The sequence below is a fragment of the Pseudomonas sp. PSE1(2024) genome (assembly GCF_050990555.1).
In the GTDB taxonomy this organism is placed as follows: Bacteria; Pseudomonadota; Gammaproteobacteria; order Pseudomonadales; family Pseudomonadaceae; genus Aquipseudomonas; species Aquipseudomonas aphyarum.
Map to the genome: position 1 here is coordinate 1,354,160 of NZ_CP158967.1, position 18,051 is coordinate 1,372,210.

The following is an 18,051-nucleotide window of genomic DNA, read 5'->3' on the forward strand; positions in this document are numbered from 1 at the left end:
ATGGATTATCCGAAAAGCATGCCCGGTGTGGGTCTGGTCAACAGCCGATTCGTCGATGAAAACCCGATCACGGGAACGCCGGGATCGTTGATTCCTGCCGAATGGGGCAATGCGCTGACCGAGGAAGTGTTGACGGTCATCAAGGCGGCGGGCATCGAGCCCACCGAAGGGTTGAACACGCAATTGCTGGAGGCGTTGCGCGGCAAACGACTTTTTGAAACGCCTGCACAGTTCGACTCCAGCCAGAAGGTTGCGACGACGGAGTTTGTCCAGCGCGCGCTGGGCAGTCTGGCGGGGCAAACCAACTACGTCGGTGAAGTGACGTTGACGGCCGCGGACGTCGGCAAACTCTCTATCTTCACTGGACCGAGCACTGCGACATTGCCTGACTGGTCGAGCGTTCCTGCGGGCGGACTGGTATCTCTTGCCGCCAGCTCCGGTGGTTTGACCGTGAAAGCCAGAACGGGCGAAACCCTGAGCACCACCAGTGGGGTCTCGGGTACCTCGCTTTCATTTGTCGGTGGCAGTTACGTGACCTTCAGGCGACTTCTGCTGGGCGGTGGCTGGGGCCTGGATTCGGGCGATGGTGCGCTCAAATACTCTCCGGCGTTCGGTGCTTCATTGGGCACTGCCGGTGGCTATCAACGCCTTCCCAGCGGCCTGATTCTGCAATGGGGACTGGCCGGGGGCGGCGGCCTCAGCGAAACCATCACCTATCCGATTGCCTTTCCCAACGCCGTGCTGTTTCTGTCCGGTGGCGATATTTCCCCGAGTTTCGCAGACCTGCGTTTTTCCTTTTACAGACTCTCGTTAAGCCAGTTTCAACGATTTTCAAACTCCGATCCCGGTGGCTGGAACTGGTTTGCCATGGGCTTCTGAAATCAAAGGTAAAGACGATGAAATTTATTGATTTTGACGCCCAGGGTGAACTCCTTGGGCGCTATGACCCGATGATTCACACGCAGATTCCGGCCAGCGCGGTGGAAATCTCCGACGAGCTATTCCTGCGCACGATCGATGAGCGTGACGGCATCTGGCGATACACCGAAGGTAAGGTCACCAAGCACGCCTTGCCGAACACCTCCCAGCAAGTTGATGCCGAGCGGCGAGCAGCTGCGCTGGCGCGACGTGATGAGCTGCTGGCGGAGGCCGATCAGCAGACTGTCGGCATGGCCGATGCTTACATCGCAGGATTGCTGGATGCCGACGACATGCAGCGGTTCAAGGCTTACGCCACGTACAAGCTGGCACTGAACAAGATCGAAAAACAGCCGGATTACCCGCAACACGTAGTCTGGCCCGAACTGCCTGCCTGAGGCCGCCACTGGCCTGATCCCTGAAAACCAACCCTGAAAATCATCCCTCTGAATAACGGGAGGTCCGCACGTGGACTATCCAAAGAGTGTCCCCAGCGCCGGTCTGGTGAACGGGAAATTTATCGATGAAAACCCGCTGACCGGGACGCCGGGGTCGCTGATCCCCGCTGACTGGGGCAACGGCGTTACGCAAGAAATCATCAATGTGATCAAGGCCGGGGATCTGACCCCGGACGAGAAAAAGTACGATCAGTTGCTCCAGGCGATTCAGAGCGTTTCGGCCAAGGGCTGGAATCAGGATCTGGCGTTGCCTTTGGCAGCGTTGCCGTTGCCAACGGTTGCCACGACGGATGCCCGGATGCCGATTACACCGGCGGCCGCATCCACCAGCGGCGGACGAGTGTCGGTGCCGGCGGGTGTTTACGTCAGCATCGGTCAGGAAGTGGTGGCGGGGCAGTTGGGACGTTCGCGCACGTTCACCACTCAGGCCTGGAGCAGCGCCGATCTGCTGCCGAGTTCGGGCTACTTTCTGCGGGCGCAGGTGGTGGCTGGTGCGCTGACGTTCTACTTGCAGCGCGGGACGATCTACGACGCGACGCCCGAGTCTCTGAAGGGCACCGTCAACGGTGCTGCCGGCGGTGGTTTCCAGAGCTCGGTGCTGGACATGTGCCTGGCCTGGGTAGTCACCGGTGCGCCGGGTTCTGTGCCGGTGGTGCGTGCAATCTACAACCGGGCACGTTTGACCTGGACACAGACCGTCAACGGCACCGGTGCGGTGTTTTTGCCGCTCGATCCCCATGCTCGTGCTGCACGGTTGATCGTGGGTAACCCGACGCCTTCGTCGACGGCCGTCACTACTCTTGCGTTTCCGGGAACTGGGTGGGCAGGGGGTAACTACAGCTACCTGTCACCGATTGCAACGGTTCCTTCCAACAACGCAGGTGGCTGGAATCCCGCTACGGTTTACCCGTGTACGCTGTTTAGCAACAACGTGCTCAATGACGTGACTGTTTCGACGTTGTCCGCCAGTTTCGACCACGCTCAGTTGCGCTCTCTCTGGCAGAGCTACCAGGCGGAGCACACCTTGGGACAGACCATTGCCGACAGCGATGAACTGTTGCTGAGCATGGGTATCAAGAGCCATCCGGTGACCGACTACAGCGTCGGTATTCCGATCAACTTTGGCGAAGCTGTGAACGTCCAGCTGTCGTGGGAGCTCATTCGATGATCGTCATTCAGGAACTGCATCAGATCGACGGCGAATTGCTTCCGCCAGCGCCATCGGCGGCCCATGACTGGAATGGCGAACAGTGGGTGGTCAACGAAGAAAGAGCGGCGCTGCTCGATCAGCAGGCCGCCGAACAGTTGTGTGCCAGAGTCGATGCGACCGCTGACGCCGTTCGCATTCAGCTGGCCGGCGATCCGCTCAAAGCCCTGGAATACGCCCAGGCTGCCATTGACGCTCAGGCCTTTCAGGACGCGGGTTACCCGAAAAAAGAGGTGCCGCTGTCCGTCGCTGCCTGGGTCGCCAAGGGCCGTTCGGCAAAACAGTCGGCCGAGCAGATTCTCGACAAGGCCGCCCAGCTCAGCGACAGCCTGCTGACCCTGCGCACCTTGCGCCTGAAGGCCAAGACCCAGATTCGCGCTTGCGCAGGCAAAGGCCAGATGGACCAGGCCCGCGCGGCCGCCGATGAGGCGCTGCAGGCCATTCGTGACCTTATCGCCAACCGGGCCTCGTAACCGCAGCCCGCGTCACCCAAGCCCACTTCATTGTGGGCTTTTTATTTTCAGGAACAGAAGCGTTTTTAGCCTCTGCGAGTACCCGCGCGCGGCCACGTTTCATTTGTCATTTCAGAGGAACGAACACCAATGGATTACCCAAAAAGTGTCCCCAGCGTCGGCCTGGTCAATGGCCGGTTCGTCGATGAAAACCCGGTGGCGGGAACGCCCGGGTCGTTGATCCCGGCTGTATGGGGCAACAGCGTTACGCAGGAAATTCTCAACGTGATTACCGGCGCCGGGCTGACAGCCGCCGAGACCGATACCGGTCAGTTGCTCAAAGCCATTCAATCGATTGTCGGCAACGCCAGTCCGATGCGGTCGGTGGTAACGCGGCTGACTGCATCCAAGACGCTGACCGACCCGGAGCTGGGCCTGGTACTGATCGATGGCGGATCCAGTGCCGTGACGGTGACACTGCCGGCGGCAAACGCGGCGCTGGGTGTGCGCGACGTGATTGTTCGGCGCATGGACAACAGTGGCAACCGTCTGATCGTCCAGGCGTCGGGTGCCGACCGCATTCGTTTTCACACGCATCTTTCACCCAGCGGTTATCCGTTTCTGGTGTTGATGGGCGGCGGCGACTGGTGGCAGTTGCGCAGCGATGCCGCCGGTAGCTGGTGGCCAGTCGGTCGGTTTGACAACACCCCCCTTGGCCGACCGTTTTTCGAGACGACCACCTTGCTCAGTCCTGGTGGTTACGGTGCGCTCAATGGCACGGTCATGAAGCGTGTCGAGTGGCCCTGGCTGTGGGACCACGCCCAGCTGTCCGGAATGTTGGGCACCGAGGCCGCGCGTGCGGGAAACGAAGGTAAATGGACGTCGGGTGACGGTGCGTCAACCTTCCGTGGCCCTGAAGGGCGAGGCGAGTTTCTGCGGGTTCTGGACGAGGGCAGGGGCGTGGACACCGGCCGTGCCATGGGGGCCTTTCAGGCCGGATCGATTCACTCGTATGCCATGGGTGCCAATGGTGCCGGTGCGGTGGGCGCGTGGTGGTCGGACAGCCTGACCGGCTTCGGTGCCGAGTCTCGTGAAGAGCCGCAATACGTGTCCGGACTAGTCAACGGCGGCCCTGTCTTCCCTGCCAATACGACCTACCAACGAGATGCTGCCAACACCCTGTTGCTGGCCTTCAAGTCCCGCCCTCGCAATATCGCCTATCCCGGCCGTATCAAACTCATCTGAGGTGCCTATGTTCAATTATCTGTTTGACGGCGCGGGCGTTTTGTCCGGGCCTGTCGAGTTTTTCGTGACCCCGGGCATCGGTATTCAATTGCCCGGCAACGCGGTGGAACTGTCGTTCGAGTTACCCGCGCCTGAATCTGGTCGTACCTGGGCCCTGATCAACGGTGTACCGCGAGAAGTGATTGACCGGCGCGGTCCGGTTTTTCGCAAGGACGGTGGCGGGCAGCAGATCTGGAGTGAGTTGGGCGAGCTGCCCGAAACCTTGACAACCCAGCCCTGGCCCGGGGAATTCCATGTGTGGCGCGACAACGCATGGCAACTGGATGAGCAAGCCCGTTTGCACAGCGTTAGCCAGCAGATTCTGGAAGAGCGCGACACGCTGCTGCGCGACGCGGTCCTGCGCATCGCGCCGCTGCAATATGCCGAGGACATCGGCGACGCCAGCCACGAAGAGCAACTGCAATTGCTCGAATGGAAGCTTTACAGCGTCGAGCTGAACCGCATCGAAAAACAGGCCGGTTTCCCCGAAGAAATCACCTGGCCCGTTGTGCCCGGCACAACGTTGAACACCTGATTTCCAAGCAAGGAGAAATGTAATGGACTATCCAAACAGTATCCCCAGTGCCGGCCTGGTCAACGGCCGATTTGTCGATGAAGACCTGATCACGGGCAAGCCGGGATCGTTGATCCCGGCGAGTTGGGGCAATGGTGTTACGCAGGAAATATTGAAGGTCATCCAGAGCGCCGGGCTCACTCCGTCCGAATCCGCCAACGATCAGTTGCTGACCGCGTTGCGGGGTAACAAATTGTTTGCGACCCCACCGCAGTTCGACAGCGATCAGTCGGTTGCCACCACCGAGTTCGTGACCCGCAGCGGACTGCAGTATTCGGGGTTTGCTTCGTATGCAGCAAGTGTTGCGCTGACCGCGGCCAACGTCGGTGGAGTTGCCAGTTTTTCCAGTGCGACAGCGATTTCCACGACGTTGCCGGCCACGAGCAACATTGCCCACGGCAGCACCCTTCAGGTGATCAATGCCGGCACCGGCGTTTTGACCATCGCAACGGTCGGCAGCGATGTTATCAAGGCCTCCAATGGCGCTGGCGGGCCGATCGTCCTCGGGCTTGGCGATTGCGCCGAGTTCATCAAGCTCGACAGCCAATGGCGGTTGATTGGCGGAACAATGAGCAACCGTTACTCGTCGCTGTTGAGCGGATCCAGCGGCAATAGCGGTTATCAACGGCATGCGACCGGCAACATCGATCAGTGGGGCATGGCTGTTTCGGATGCAAATGGCGATATCAAAGTTGTCTTCCCTATTTCCTTCCCCAACGCTTTCAGCTCGATCGTGGCGATTCATTCGGGGGGAGATGGTGCCATGGTCATTCTCACTGGCAATCCGGCCCCGAGCAAACAGGGATGCACTTTGAAAATCCGCAGTTACACCGGCGATGTTGCGGCTAACTGGACTGTCCTCTATCACGCAAAGGGCTATTGAATGAATCCGTTCAACGTTCTGTTCAGCGCCAGCACCCGGGGCGTTTATGTACCGGGTATCAATTCGTCGGACATTCCCGATGACGTCATCGAAATTCCCCAGGCGTACTGGGAATCGCTGCTGCAACAACTGACGGTGTCTGCAAAAGTGATCGGCGTGCGTGCGGACAACGGTTATCCGGTGTTGGTCGATCCACCGCCTCCCTCTGCCGAAGTAGCGGCTGACGCAGAACGCCGCTGGCGCACGGCGCAACTGGCCGCGACCGACGGCCTGGTGGCCCGTGACCGCGATGAGCTGGAGGACGGCGGCGGCACCACCCTGACTACCGAGCAATACGCCGAACTGCAAGCATTTCGGCGAGCGCTGCGCGACTGGCCCCAAGCGTCGTTTTTCCCGTTCAGCGAGCATCGCCCGGTAGCGCCGCGCTGGTTGGCCTCGGCACTCTAATGGATCAAGGAATCTGAAATGGATTATCCGAAAAGCGTTCCCGGCTCAGGCCTGGAGAATGGCAGGTTTGTCGATGAGGATCCGATTGCAGGAAAACCGGGATCGTTGATCCCGGCTAGCTGGGGCAACAGTGTGACCCAGGAAATGCTCAACGCGATCACGGCCGCCGGCCTGACGCCGGATGAGGAGCAGACCGATCAATTGGCACAGGCCATTCGGCAACTGGCGAAGCCCGATCCGCTGCAGCAGTTTCCTGTTCAGGTGTATCGCAAGAATCTGTTGATCAATGGCGGATTCAATATCTGGCAACGCGGCACGACCAATCAGGCGCCGAACATCGGTGGGTATGTGGCGGATCGCTTCCGCTGCGACTGGAACGGCAACGCAGGTGTCAGCATTTCGCGCCAGGATTTTGCCCTCGGTCAAACCGAGGTCACTGGCGAACCCGCTTTCTTCCTGCGTTGGCAGCAGGCCACTGCGGGCACCGGGGCAACGGTGCATAGAGTCTCCCAGAGCATCGAATCGGTCAGGACCCTGGCCGGGCGAACGGCGACGGTCAGCTTCTGGGCGCGGTCCGATGCGACGCGTCCTTTGCGCGTCACGATTGCCCAGCAGTTCGGGGCGGGAGGCTCGGAAGGTGTGGTGAAGGTTGTCGACGTCTTTCAACTGAGTACGTCGTGGAAGAAATACAGCGCAACGTTTCAGGTACCAACCATCGCCGGGAAAATGCTCGGCGTGAATGACTGCCTGACCTTGTCGTTCGATCTGCCGCTCAACGTGTTGCAAACCGTCGATCTGGCACAAATGCAGTTGGAAGAGGGGCCGGTCGCAACACCGTTTGAATACCGTCCCTTGGCCGAAGAGTTGACTCTCTGTCAGCGCTATTTCGAAAAATCTTTTGTAAATCGTCTGCCTGTCCGTTCGAACAACGGTCCAGCAACCTGTATCGCCACCTTTTCCCAAGTGGCGGCAGCCAATTCCGGCCAGTATGGAATGTGTATCGACATGCAGGTGCCCAAGCGTGTACAGCCTACGGTCGTAACGTATTGCCCGGGGGAGGCGAGCAATCAAGTCTGGCATTCATCGCTGGCGAAGGCCTGCACAGGAACCATCCTGCAAAGTGTGAGCGAGCGAGGGTTTGCGCTTGCCACCGTGACGCCCCCAGGCAGCTTTCCCGGGCAGGCCTTGCAGGTCGATTGGACCGCGGACGCGGAAATCTAGGAGGCAAGTCCATGAGTTATCAGCTCACATCGTCTGGCGTTCTGCGCCTGAGTGATTCAGCGTTCATTCCACAGGAATCAAGCAACCGTGACTGGGTGGAGTACCAGGAGTGGCTGGTGTCCGGGGGACAGGTACTGCCACTGGATCCGCCGAATTCGACGGCCAGTCAAGGCATGCTGGGTTTGTTCAAGCGAATGATTCAGGTGTCCCCGGACAGCACTCTGAAAACTGAGGTAAACAATGGCTGATCAGCTTTGTTCGCCAACCGTGATTCAATCGGAGCATCCAGGGAGGACCGAGCATTATGCAAATCACTGAAGACAACCTACTCAACATCATGCCCAACGCCCGCCGCCAAGCGGGCGTTTTTGTTTCTGCACTCAACGATGCCATGGCTCGCCATCGCATCGACACACCTAAACGCGTGGCTGCGTTTCTCGCCCAGATCGGACACGAATCGGGGCAATTGCAGTACGTGCGTGAACTGGGCAACAACCAATACCTGAGCAAATACGATACCGGTACGCTGGCCTTGCGTCTGGGCAACACGCCCGAGGCCGATGGCGACGGGCAGAAGTATCGCGGGCGCGGGCTGATCCAGATTACCGGCCGCGCCAACTATCGCCAGTGCAGCCTCGGGCTGTTCGGTGACGAGCGCTTGCTGGCGCTGCCGGAACTGCTGGAACAACCGCAATGGGCGGCCGAGTCCGCTGCGTGGTTCTGGGCGCAGAACGGCCTGAACGCGCTGGCGGATCAGGATCAGTTCAACAGCATTACCCGGCGGATAAACGGCGGGTTGAACGGCTTGCAGGATCGCCTGGAACTCTGGGGGCGGGCGAGGGCGGTGCTATGTCTGCCTTCGGTCTGAGCGTCTGGCGGCTGATCGGTCTGATGCTGCTGGCCGCAGGTTCGGCAGCGCTGGCCTGGCAGTTTCAGGACTGGCGCTACGGCCGCCAACTGGCCGAACAGGCGCGGTTGCACGCCGAAATCCTCAATCAACTGACCCTGACGGCCGCTACCGCGCAACAGGCCGAACAGGACAAGCGTCTGGCCCTGGAGCAACGGCTCACGGCCAGTGAACAAACCCATTATCGAGCACTGAACGATGCCCAACGTGATCAGGATCGTCTGCGTGATCGTCTTGCCACTGCTGATCTGCGCCTGTCAGTCCTCATCGACGCAGGCGACACTGCACAAGGTTGCGGTGTGCCAGCCACCTCCAGCGCCGGCGGCGTGGATCATGCAGCCGTACGCGCCCGACTTGACCCGGCGCATGCTCGACGAATTGTCGCCATCACCGGCGAAGGCGACCGTGGACTGATCGCCTTGCAGGCCTGTCAGGCCTATATCAGAGCGCTGGCGCCTGCACATTTTGAATAAGCTTGTGTATTGAAAGCGCAACCGGCTCGTGTACGGTGGTACCCATTCCATCCGATCCGGAGCGCGCCGTGAAAGAAATCACTCAACTGGCGGCCGAACTTGGCCGACGTCTGCAATTGCTCAATGCCCACGTCACGACGGCCGAGTCCTGTACCGGTGGCGGGATTGCTGAAGCCATCACCCGCATTCCGGGGAGTTCGGCATGGTTCGAGGCGGGTTACGTGACCTATTCCAACCGCCAGAAAACCCAGCAGCTGAATGTACCGACGGAGCTGTTCGGCACCGTCGGCGCGGTCAGTCGCGAAGTGGTCGAGGCCATGGTGCGCGGCGCCCAGGAAAAAAGCCTGGCGCGGTTTGCCGTGGCAGTCAGCGGCGTGGCCGGGCCGGACGGTGGTTCGCCGAACAAACCGGTGGGCACCGTCTGGCTGGCGTGGGGCGTGGGCGACCAGGTTTCCAGCGAGGTTCAACACTTCCCCGGCAACCGCGACGAAGTCCGCCGACAAACGGTGAAGGCCGCGCTAGAGGGCTTGCTGCGACTAGCGGCACGAGAAATCGAAAATCAGGGGTAGGCGATCCGTGAACGCTGTGGAATAATACTGGCTACTTATACAGGTGTTGGCCGTCAGGCCTTATTGATTACGTGAGGACTTTAATGGACGACAACAAGAAGAAAGCCTTGGCTGCGGCCCTGGGTCAGATCGAACGTCAATTCGGCAAGGGTGCCGTAATGCGTATGGGCGATCAGGACCGTCAGGCGATCCCGGCCATTTCCACCGGCTCTCTGGGTCTGGACATCGCACTCGGCATCGGCGGCCTGCCAAAAGGCCGTATCGTTGAAATCTACGGTCCTGAATCTTCCGGTAAAACCACACTGACGCTGTCCGTGATCGCCCAGGCTCAAAAAGCCGGTGCGACCTGCGCCTTCGTCGACGCCGAACACGCCCTCGATCCTGAGTACGCCGGCAAGCTGGGCGTCAACGTTGACGACCTGCTGGTTTCCCAGCCGGACACCGGCGAACAGGCCCTGGAAATCACCGACATGCTGGTGCGCTCCAACGCCGTTGACGTGATCATCGTCGACTCCGTGGCCGCTCTGGTGCCAAAGGCTGAAATCGAAGGCGAAATGGGTGACATGCACGTGGGCCTGCAAGCCCGTCTGATGTCCCAGGCACTGCGTAAAATCACCGGTAACATCAAGAACGCCAACTGCCTGGTGATCTTCATCAACCAGATCCGCATGAAGATCGGCGTGATGTTCGGCAGCCCGGAAACCACCACCGGTGGTAACGCGCTGAAGTTCTACGCCTCGGTTCGTCTCGACATCCGCCGTACTGGCGCGGTGAAGGAAGGCGACGAAGTGGTCGGCAGCGAAACCCGCGTCAAGGTTGTGAAGAACAAGGTGGCTTCACCGTTCCGTCAGGCCGAGTTCCAGATTCTCTACGGCAAGGGTATCTACCTGAACGGCGAGATGATCGACCTGGGCGTACTGCACGGTTTCGTCGAGAAGTCCGGCGCCTGGTATGCCTACGAAGGCACCAAGATCGGTCAGGGCAAGGCCAACTCGGCCAAGTTCCTGGCGGACAACCCGGAAGTCGCGGCCAAGCTCGAGAAGCAACTGCGTGACAAACTGCTGTCGCCAGCCGTGATCGCCGACTCCAAGGCTTCTGCGGTCAAAGAGACCGAAGACGATCTGGCTGACGCTGACATCTGATTGCACCGATGACAACCGCCGTACTCGATACCCTCGTCGCGGTGCGGCGAACCGCCATGGACCTGCTCGCACGCCGCGAGCATGGTCGAGTCGAGCTGACGCGCAAACTGCGTCAGCGTGGCGCTCCCCCCGAGATGATCGAAACAGCCCTCGACCGTTTGACGGAAGAAGGGCTGCTTTCCGAAGCCCGTTATCTTGAAAGCTTTGTCTCCTATCGCGCCCGCTCCGGTTACGGCCCACTGCGGATTCGCGAAGAACTGAGCCAGCGCGGTTTGCAACGCGCCGATATCGAACTCGCCTTGCGCGAAAGCGGTATCAACTGGCAGGAGCAACTAACGGACACGTGGCAACGGAAGTTCTCCGGACAGCTTCCCGGCGATGCCAAGGAACGCGCCAGACAAGGTCGATTCCTGGCGTACCGGGGATTCTCGATGGAGATGATCAATCGCTTGTTCAGCGGCAGAGGGATGGACGATTAAATCGGTCCAGCTTCAGCTCAGCTTCATCTAAAAAAATAAAAAACGGCCCGCTATTTCGATAGCGGGCCGTTTTTTTTTGCCTTCACGTTACCTTCGACGGTTCGCGGGTGCGTTGCGCGGTTTGGGGTTTGGACTGGGCCCAGTTTTCCGGCAGGTTGATATAGTCCACCAGCTCCCGCAGACGCCCGTGATCCCGGGCATTGAAGGCGAATGCCAGACGCGTCAGGTGGCTAAATTGGGCCTCGTCGTGCTCTTCGCCGGCGTAGGCGTGTTGATGGAATTGGTCGCTCAGGCACAGATCGGCAAACGCTTCCTGCATATGGTCCAGGGCCTGATCGCTCAGTTTGTGGTTCATGCGAATGACAAACTGGCGCTTGAGCCAGCGGCTGGAGTGGAAGTTGCCGTAGAACTGGTTGATCTGCTCCACCGCCTCTTCAACGTTGTAGACCAGACGGATCAGCTTCAGGTCGGTCGGCAGAATGTAGCGGTTTTCCTCCAGTTGCTGACGGATGAAGTCCAGCGCGCCTTGCCAGAACGTCCCGCCCGGTGCGTCCAGCAGCACCACCGGCACCAGCGGGCTTTTGCCGGTCTGGATCAACGTGAGCACTTCGAGTGCTTCATCCAGAGTGCCGAACCCGCCGGGGCACAACACCAGCGCATCGGCTTCCTTGACGAAGAACAGCTTGCGGGTGAAGAAGAAATGGAACGGCAGCAGGTTGTTGGTGCCGTCCACGGTGGGGTTGGCATGTTGTTCGAAGGGCAGGGTGATGTTGAACCCCAGGCTGTGATCGCGACCGGCACCTTCATGAGCCGCGGCCATGATTCCGCCGCCGGCACCGGTGATGACCATCATGTTCGAGCGGGCAAGCGAGGCTCCGAGTTCCCGAGCCATGGCGTAAAGGGGATGTTCGACCGGTGTGCGAGCCGAACCGAACACCGTGACCTTGCGTCGCCCCTTGAACTGTTCAAGCGTGCGAAACGCCTGCTCCAGTTCGCGCAGGGCTTGCAGGGTGATCTTGGCGTTCCAGCGATTATGGTCTTCCTGGGCCATGCGCAGCACGGTCAGGATCATGTCGCGGTAGATGGGGGAATTCGGGCTGTTGGGTGATACCAGGTTGAGTTGTTCTTCGACCTTGCTGATGAGGTCGTGGCCGCTTTCCTGAAAATGACGGCTGAGCAGGTCATTCGGTTGGTAAGGCATGCAACTTCTCCTTCTGCACAGAGCTTTCGGCCCTGACGTGCGGCGTCAGTGCCGCGCTGCAAGAAAACAAACGTCCGACAGCTCCTTTCCTGCCGTTAATAAAATGAACGGGAATACTTTGAATCTAGACCCTCAAAGCATTTTTCGCTCATTGAGCATTGAGCCGCAAAGTCTTTCTTGGCAACTGCTTATTGCTGCTTTGCGAAGTGTTTTCACCGCTCGTCCGATGCCACGTCGAGGGCTGAATGCTCTGATTTACTAAGTTAAAGGCGCCGTACGACAACTTTGCGTCAACGACCGTACGCAAGGTGCACGCTATTCAAGGATTTGCGGGTGGCAAGGAGGCAGGACACATGACCAGAGTGATTCTGGAGATCGATACGCAGCTGTATCGGTTGTTGAAAGCATCGGCCGAGACCAATCATGTGAGTCTCGAAGAGGAGTGCTGCCGACGCCTGGCGGGAGGGGATCGCCGCTCGCGTTACTTGCAGGCCTTGCTGGCCGAACTGCGCGCCGAGGATGAACAGCGGCGCGCTACGTCGCGATGATTACTTCTTCTTCGCTGGAGCCGCTTTCGGGCAATCCGATTCCTGGTAGCTGGCGGAACCGATCGCCTTGTTGCTTTTCACTTCGGTGAAGTCGTAACGCATGATCGCACCCTTGGCCATCAGCTTGCGGTACGACGGGTTGTTGCAGACCGAGGCGCCCAGCTGGAAATACACGGCTTTGGGATCGGCGCGCATTTTGTCGGCGTGGCTCTTTTGCACGCTCAGGTGATTGACCAGCGTGGTGCCTTCGACGGTGTAGCCCTGATCAAGAATGTCTTCGTTGATCGCCCGTGGCGTGCCGACGCTGCTTTGTGCGGCGACATTGCGCAGCTCTCGGTTCAGATTCTGCTCACTCAGGGATGCAGCCTGAGCGCTGAAGGACGAGGCCAGCAGAATGGCAGCGGTGGGAACGATAAGGCGCAGCATGAAACTCTCCTGGTTCAGTGACTGGTGGTTCGACCAGCCACGTGACTGTGCGTTCAGTGGCGGCGAATTATAGGGGAGCCGGTCGGGAGGGTACAGGCTTGTGCCCGTCGCTCTGTTAAACTGCCGGCCTTTATTGCCCTGCCGAGTGTCGTTCGTGTCGAGTTTTCCTGTCTGCCGGTGCCGCCTGCGATGAATCATGCCCCCAACGCCGTGGCCCGCCTGCGCGACCAGCGCGAGGACGAAGGCATCAAGCCGATCCAGGCCCGTGGTTTTCGCTCTCCGCGTTGCCGCGATTGCCGGGTGATCATCAGCCATTGCCTGTGCGCCTGGCGGCCAACCGTCGATACACGCTCGGGTGTTTGCCTGATCATGACCGGCAAGGAAGTGTTCAAACCCAGCAATACCGGCTGGCTGATCGCCGACATCGTGCGCGACAACCATGCCTTCATCTGGTCGCGGACAGAGCCCGACGAACAACTGCTGGCACTGCTGAACGACCCGCAATGGCAGCCGTATCTGGTGTTTCCCGGCGAGTACGTCGAACCTTCGCGGGTCACCAACACCGTGGACCTCGATAGCAGCAAGCGTCCGCTGTTCATTCTGCTGGACGCGACCTGGACCGAAGCCCGGAAGATTTTCCGCAAGAGCCCGTATTTCGACCGTTTGCCGATTCTGAGCCTGTTGCCCGACAAACTCTCGCGCTATCGCCTGCGCCGCTCGACCCGCAGCGAGCACCTGTGCACCGCCGAAGTGGCGGCGCTGTGCCTGGAACTGGCCGGCGATTCGGACGCGGCGTCGGCGCTGGATGCCTATTTCGATGTGTTCAGCCAGCATTACCTGGGGGCCAAGCAGCAACTGGACGTCAATGTGTCGACGCCGGCCCACGCTGAATTGCTGCCCTATATCCGAAACGCGGCGCCAGTACCGGCCTGATCCTGGCCCATACTGCTAAAGCAGTGGCCGTGCGGCTTGACCACCTAGGCTTCGCTGGTCATGCTTGGCGCCGATTGGGGTGCGGCCAAGGTTTGAAACGCCGTTTTTGTTCGTGATTGGCGTTGAACGTGCCCCTGTGGATGCCGCTGCCGGGCGGTATCTGGATTTGCTTTGGTGAGGCCCGAATGCGCGGGCCCGCCATCAAAAACAGGATCATTTGAAAAATGGCCACATACGACATCCTGATTGCCGATGATCACCCTCTTTTTCGTAGCGCACTGCATCAAGCGGTGACGATGGGCCTTGGCCCGGACGTACGCATGGTGGAGGTGGCGAGCATCGCCGAGCTGGAAACCCGCCTGACCGAAAAGGCTGACTGGGATCTGGTGCTGCTGGACCTGAACATGCCGGGCGCTTTCGGGTTTTCCGGGCTGGTGATGCTGCGCGGTCAGTACCCGCAGATTCCGGTGGTGATGGTTTCGGCCCAGGAAGAAGCCTCGGTGATGGTCAAGTCCCGGGAGTTCGGCGCCAGTGGCTTCATTCCCAAGTCCAGCGACCTGAGCGTGATTCAGGAAGCGGTGCGCAAAGTGCTGGATGGCGACGTGTTCTGGCCGCCCCAGGCGTTCGAAGCGGTCAGCGTTTCGGATGAAGCCAAAGCCGCCAGCGATGGCCTTGCGAGCCTGACACCGCAGCAGTTCCGCGTGTTGACCATGGTCTGCGAAGGTTTGCTGAACAAGCAGATCGCCTACGAGCTGAGCGTGTCCGAAGCGACCATCAAGGCCCACGTCACGGCGATTTTTCGCAAGTTGAACGTGCGGACCCGGACCCAGGCAGCTTTACTGCTGCAACAACTTGAGTCAATTCCGAGCCAGTAAGCACTGGCGTCTTCACGCTTTTTTGACTTTCGTTGATCTAGCTTCCCCACTTCCTTTCGGTCGGTTATCTACTTTATGTCACCTTTCAAGGGCCAGACGGGCCTGAAACGCATCCTCAACGCTTCCGGTTACTCGCTGGACGGCTTGCGCGCCGCTTTCACCGGCGAAGCGGCTTTCCGCCAACTGGTGCTGCTCAACGTGGTGCTGATTCCGCTGACGTTTTTCCTCAATGTCAGCCGGGTCGAGCAGGCGTTGCTGATCGCCGTGTGCCTGCTGGCTTTGATCGTCGAGCTGTTGAATTCGGCGGTGGAGGCGGCCATCGACCGCATCTCGCTGGAGTTGCACCCGCTGTCCAAGAACGCCAAGGACATGGGCAGTGCCGCGCAATTCGTGGCACTGAGCATGATCGCCCTGGTGTGGGCGGTGATTCTGCTTTAAGCGATGCTCGGCAGAACGATCTCGTCGCTGCGCTGCACCCCGGCGGTGAAGGCGCGGCACAGGTCGAGGAATTCGCGCATGGCGGAGGTCTGGTACTTCTGCTTGTGCCAGATGAAGTAGAACTGTCGGGCCAGATCCAGATCCGGCGTCTCCACCGGCACCAGGCTGCCGCGCCGGAAGGCGTCACGCAGCGCCAGACGTGAAATACAGCCAATCCCCAGACCTGATTCCACCGCGCGTTTGATCGCTTCGGTGTGTTCCAGCTCCAGCCGGATGTTCAGCGCACTGCGGTGATGCCGCATCGCCTGATCGAAGGTCAGGCGCGTCCCCGAACCCTGTTCCCGCAAAATCCACGCTTCGTGCGTCAACTCTTCCATGGTCGCGCTGCCGCGCTTGGCCAACGGATGCTGCGGGGCGCAGAACACCACCAGTTCATCCTCGACCCAGCTCTGCACTTCGATGTCCGGGTGGCTGCAATCGCCTTCGATTAGACCCAGATCAATTTCGTAATGAGCCACTTGTTGCACGATATTGGCAGTGTTCTGCACATGCAGCTTCACCTGGCTTTCGGGGTGGCGCTGCATGAAACCGCCGATCAGCAGGGTCGCCAGGTAATTGCCGATGGTCAGGGTCGCGCCCACCGACAGCGAGCCGAAACCGGATTTGCCGTTGAGCAGGTCTTCGATTTCCTTGGCCTGATCGAGCATGGCCACCGCTTGCGGCAACAACTGTTTGCCGAGGGCGTTGAGGCTCAAGCGTTTGCCGGCGCGATCGAACAGCTGGCAGCTGGATTGGCGCTCCAGTTCGGTGATGGAAGTGCTGGCGGCCGATTGCGACAGGTTGAGCAGACCCGCAGCGCGGGACACGCTTTCCTGCTGGGCGACAGCGACGAAGACTTGCAGTTGACGAAGAGTAAATCGCATATCGATATAACCGATAACCCTTATCTTAATAATTCAGTTAACAGATATTGTCGGCGCTATTAGAATGCGATGCAATTGCGCACCGTCGGCATTCTTCAACACGAGCCGGGCAGGCGCAGATCAATCTCCAGGAGTCCCACGTACATGAGCAACATGAACCACGAGCGTGTCCTCAGTGTTCATCACTGGAACGACACTCTGTTCAGCTTCAAGTGCACCCGCGATCCGGGCCTGCGCTTCGAGAACGGTCAGTTCGTGATGATCGGCCTGCAACAGCCCAACGGCCGCCCGCTTATGCGCGCTTACTCGATCGCCAGCCCGAACTGGGAAGAGCATCTCGAGTTCTTCAGCATCAAGGTGCAGGACGGTCCGCTGACCTCCCAGCTGCAGCACCTGAAGGAAGGCGACGAGATCATCATCTCGAAAAAACCGACAGGCACCCTGGTGCTGGACGACCTGAACCCGGGCAAGCACCTGTACCTGCTGAGCACCGGCACCGGTCTGGCGCCGTTCATGAGCGTGATCCAGGACCCGGAAACCTACGAGCGCTTCGAAAAAGTGATCCTGGTTCACGGTGTTCGCTACGTCAACGAAGTCGCCTACCGCGAATTCATCACCGAGCACCTGCCGCAGAACGAGTTCTTCGGCGAAGCGCTGCGTGACAAGCTGATCTACTACCCGACCGTGACTCGCGAGCCGTTCGAGAATCAGGGCCGTCTGACCGACCTGATGCGCAGCGGGAAGCTGTTCAGCGACATCGGCCTGCCACCGATCAACCCGCAGGACGACCGCGCGATGATCTGCGGCAGCCCGAGCATGCTCGACGAGACCAGCGAAGTGCTCGACAGCTTCGGTCTGAAGATCTCGGCGCGTATGCGCGAGCCGGGTGACTACCTGATCGAGCGTGCATTCGTCGAGAAATAATCCTGACGATGCCGACAGAAAAGCCCGCGTTGCCTGAGAAGGCAGCGCGGGCTTTTTCGTTTTTGGAATTCAGTCAGCGGCGGGGATGACTTCCAGGACGCGGATCTGCTCAGGCACAGGGTAATGCCAGCGCACGTCCAGATCCCAGAACTGCGCGCCGTATTCGCGCTCTGGCGCGGGCGTCTGATACGCCGGACGCGGATCCTGGGCCAGGCACTGCTCGATCAGTTCGACCAGCGGCTCGGCCAGGCGCTGAGCGTGCGTGTGCGCCTGTTGCAGCGCCGCGTCCGTCCACTGCACGTCGATCAGTTGCGGCGCGGCACTGGCGATGCTGTTGGAGGCGTCAGCAATGATGTCGGCGTACGGCACGTAGGGTTTGATGTCGAGAATCGGCGTGCCGTCCAGCAGGTCGATGCCGGAGATGAACAGGCGATTGGCCTCGACCTTGTCCAGCTTCACCACCGACTGGCCGATGCCGTTCGGCCGGTGCGTGGCGCGGGTGGCGAACACGCCCATGGACTTGTTGCCACCGAGGCGCGGAGGTCGGACTTTGAGGCGCGGCTTGTCTTCCAGCGCCTGATGGAACAGGAACAGCAGCCAGACATGGCTGACCTGCTCCAGACCTTGCACCGCGTCGCCCTGATCGAACGGCGCCACCAGTTCCAGCACGCCACGGGCAGCGGGGGCCAATTGCGGCTGGCGCGGGATGGCGAACTTCTCCTTGAAGCAGGAGCGGACGAAGCCGATGGGGGAGACGCTGTAAGTCATG

The 18,051-nt window shown here is 59.9% G+C and carries 24 protein-coding genes; 20 read left to right on the forward strand and 4 right to left on the reverse strand.

Annotated features, from left to right (window positions below):
• The 15 genes from ABTV87_RS05970 to recX all read left to right on the forward strand — a co-directional run bounded on the left by ABTV87_RS05970 (position 1) and on the right by recX (position 11,014).
• The gene (locus ABTV87_RS05970) at positions 1-879 is read left to right on the forward strand and encodes a gp53-like domain-containing protein (protein WP_433899117.1); all 879 of its coding nucleotides are present in this window, start codon (positions 1-3) and stop codon (positions 877-879) included.
• 17 nt (positions 880-896) lie between these two features.
• Positions 897-1,316 (forward strand): tail fiber assembly protein, encoded by a 420-nt coding sequence (locus ABTV87_RS05975; RefSeq protein WP_085605284.1) that lies wholly within the window; start codon positions 897-899, stop codon positions 1,314-1,316.
• 70 nt (positions 1,317-1,386) lie between these two features.
• On the forward strand, positions 1,387-2,544 hold the full coding sequence (locus tag ABTV87_RS05980) for a phage tail protein (protein ID WP_433899118.1): 1,158 nt from the start codon (positions 1,387-1,389) through the stop codon (positions 2,542-2,544).
• Positions 2,541-3,056, forward strand: a complete 516-nt coding sequence (locus ABTV87_RS05985; RefSeq protein ID WP_433899119.1) for a phage tail protein — start codon at positions 2,541-2,543, stop codon at positions 3,054-3,056. The genes ABTV87_RS05980 and ABTV87_RS05985 overlap by 4 nt, the downstream gene beginning before the upstream one ends.
• 129 nt (positions 3,057-3,185) lie before the next feature.
• A complete protein-coding gene (locus ABTV87_RS05990; protein ID WP_433899120.1) occupies positions 3,186-4,280 on the forward strand; it encodes a phage tail protein in 1,095 nt (364 codons plus the stop codon).
• Positions 4,281-4,287: 7 nt separating this feature from the next.
• A complete protein-coding gene (locus ABTV87_RS05995; RefSeq protein WP_433899121.1) occupies positions 4,288-4,854 on the forward strand; it encodes a tail fiber assembly protein in 567 nt (188 codons plus the stop codon).
• A gap of 22 nt (positions 4,855-4,876) precedes the next feature.
• A complete protein-coding gene (locus ABTV87_RS06000) occupies positions 4,877-5,776 on the forward strand; it encodes a gp53-like domain-containing protein (protein ID WP_433899122.1) in 900 nt (299 codons plus the stop codon).
• The gene (locus ABTV87_RS06005) at positions 5,777-6,223 is read left to right on the forward strand and encodes a hypothetical protein (RefSeq protein WP_433899123.1); all 447 of its coding nucleotides are present in this window, start codon (positions 5,777-5,779) and stop codon (positions 6,221-6,223) included.
• An 18-nt stretch (positions 6,224-6,241) separates the two neighbouring features.
• Positions 6,242-7,444: a carbohydrate binding domain-containing protein gene (locus tag ABTV87_RS06010; RefSeq protein WP_433899124.1), complete on the forward strand. Its 1,203-nt coding sequence runs from the start codon at positions 6,242-6,244 to the stop codon at positions 7,442-7,444.
• An 11-nt stretch (positions 7,445-7,455) separates the two neighbouring features.
• Entirely contained in the window at positions 7,456-7,692 is a 237-nt protein-coding gene (locus ABTV87_RS06015) for a hypothetical protein (RefSeq protein ID WP_433899125.1), read from the forward strand.
• A 56-nt stretch (positions 7,693-7,748) separates the two neighbouring features.
• Positions 7,749-8,312 carry a glycoside hydrolase family 19 protein gene (locus tag ABTV87_RS06020; RefSeq protein WP_007954927.1) on the forward strand — a complete coding sequence of 188 codons (564 nt, stop codon included), beginning with the start codon at positions 7,749-7,751 and terminating at the stop codon, positions 8,310-8,312.
• Complete coding sequence (locus ABTV87_RS06025) at positions 8,294-8,824, forward strand: lysis system i-spanin subunit Rz (RefSeq protein ID WP_433899126.1); 531 nt, start codon at positions 8,294-8,296, stop codon at positions 8,822-8,824. The genes ABTV87_RS06020 and ABTV87_RS06025 overlap by 19 nt, the downstream gene beginning before the upstream one ends.
• Before the next feature lie 68 nt (positions 8,825-8,892).
• Positions 8,893-9,393, forward strand: coding sequence for a CinA family protein (locus ABTV87_RS06030; RefSeq protein ID WP_085605305.1), 501 nt, complete (start codon positions 8,893-8,895; stop codon positions 9,391-9,393).
• A gap of 83 nt (positions 9,394-9,476) precedes the next feature.
• Positions 9,477-10,535: a recombinase RecA gene (gene recA, locus ABTV87_RS06035; protein ID WP_003222269.1), complete on the forward strand. Its 1,059-nt coding sequence runs from the start codon at positions 9,477-9,479 to the stop codon at positions 10,533-10,535.
• Positions 10,536-10,543: 8 nt separating this feature from the next.
• Complete coding sequence (gene recX / locus ABTV87_RS06040) at positions 10,544-11,014, forward strand: recombination regulator RecX (protein WP_039771298.1); 471 nt, start codon at positions 10,544-10,546, stop codon at positions 11,012-11,014.
• 82 nt (positions 11,015-11,096) lie between these two features.
• On the opposite strand, the gene ABTV87_RS06045 is transcribed toward recX, so the two are convergent.
• Entirely contained in the window at positions 11,097-12,215 is a 1,119-nt protein-coding gene (locus tag ABTV87_RS06045; RefSeq protein ID WP_007954931.1) for a TIGR00730 family Rossman fold protein, read from the reverse strand.
• 353 nt (positions 12,216-12,568) lie between these two features.
• On the opposite strand from ABTV87_RS06045, the gene ABTV87_RS06050 reads away from it, so the two are divergent.
• A complete protein-coding gene (locus tag ABTV87_RS06050) occupies positions 12,569-12,763 on the forward strand; it encodes a hypothetical protein (RefSeq protein ID WP_007954932.1) in 195 nt (64 codons plus the stop codon).
• Here ABTV87_RS06050 and ABTV87_RS06055 read toward each other — a convergent pair whose 3' ends face one another.
• Positions 12,764-13,189: a PA3611 family quorum-sensing-regulated virulence factor gene (locus ABTV87_RS06055; RefSeq protein WP_064593873.1), complete on the reverse strand. Its 426-nt coding sequence runs from the start codon at positions 13,187-13,189 to the stop codon at positions 12,764-12,766.
• Positions 13,190-13,378: 189 nt separating this feature from the next.
• On the opposite strand from ABTV87_RS06055, the gene ABTV87_RS06060 reads away from it, so the two are divergent.
• From ABTV87_RS06060 to ABTV87_RS06070, 3 genes are all read left to right on the forward strand, one after another.
• Positions 13,379-14,122: a tRNA-uridine aminocarboxypropyltransferase gene (locus ABTV87_RS06060; protein ID WP_007954936.1), complete on the forward strand. Its 744-nt coding sequence runs from the start codon at positions 13,379-13,381 to the stop codon at positions 14,120-14,122.
• A 224-nt stretch (positions 14,123-14,346) separates the two neighbouring features.
• Positions 14,347-14,997 carry a response regulator transcription factor ErdR gene (erdR, locus tag ABTV87_RS06065; RefSeq protein ID WP_007954938.1) on the forward strand — a complete coding sequence of 217 codons (651 nt, stop codon included), beginning with the start codon at positions 14,347-14,349 and terminating at the stop codon, positions 14,995-14,997.
• 75 nt (positions 14,998-15,072) lie between these two features.
• Complete coding sequence (locus tag ABTV87_RS06070) at positions 15,073-15,435, forward strand: diacylglycerol kinase (RefSeq protein WP_003222276.1); 363 nt, start codon at positions 15,073-15,075, stop codon at positions 15,433-15,435.
• Here the strand turns inward: ABTV87_RS06070 and ABTV87_RS06075 are convergent.
• On the reverse strand, positions 15,432-16,358 hold the full coding sequence (locus ABTV87_RS06075) for a LysR family transcriptional regulator (RefSeq protein ID WP_007954941.1): 927 nt from the start codon (positions 16,356-16,358) through the stop codon (positions 15,432-15,434). The two genes, ABTV87_RS06070 and ABTV87_RS06075, sit on opposite strands and share 4 nt — an antisense overlap.
• A 144-nt stretch (positions 16,359-16,502) precedes the next feature.
• Between ABTV87_RS06075 and fpr the strand changes: the two genes are divergently transcribed.
• Positions 16,503-17,282, forward strand: coding sequence for a ferredoxin-NADP reductase (gene fpr / locus ABTV87_RS06080; RefSeq protein ID WP_007908723.1), 780 nt, complete (start codon positions 16,503-16,505; stop codon positions 17,280-17,282).
• 69 nt (positions 17,283-17,351) lie between these two features.
• Here fpr and tsaA read toward each other — a convergent pair whose 3' ends face one another.
• Complete coding sequence (tsaA, locus tag ABTV87_RS06085; RefSeq protein WP_273902422.1) at positions 17,352-18,050, reverse strand: tRNA (N6-threonylcarbamoyladenosine(37)-N6)-methyltransferase TrmO; 699 nt, start codon at positions 18,048-18,050, stop codon at positions 17,352-17,354.
• Position 18,051: the final 1 nt, after the last annotated feature.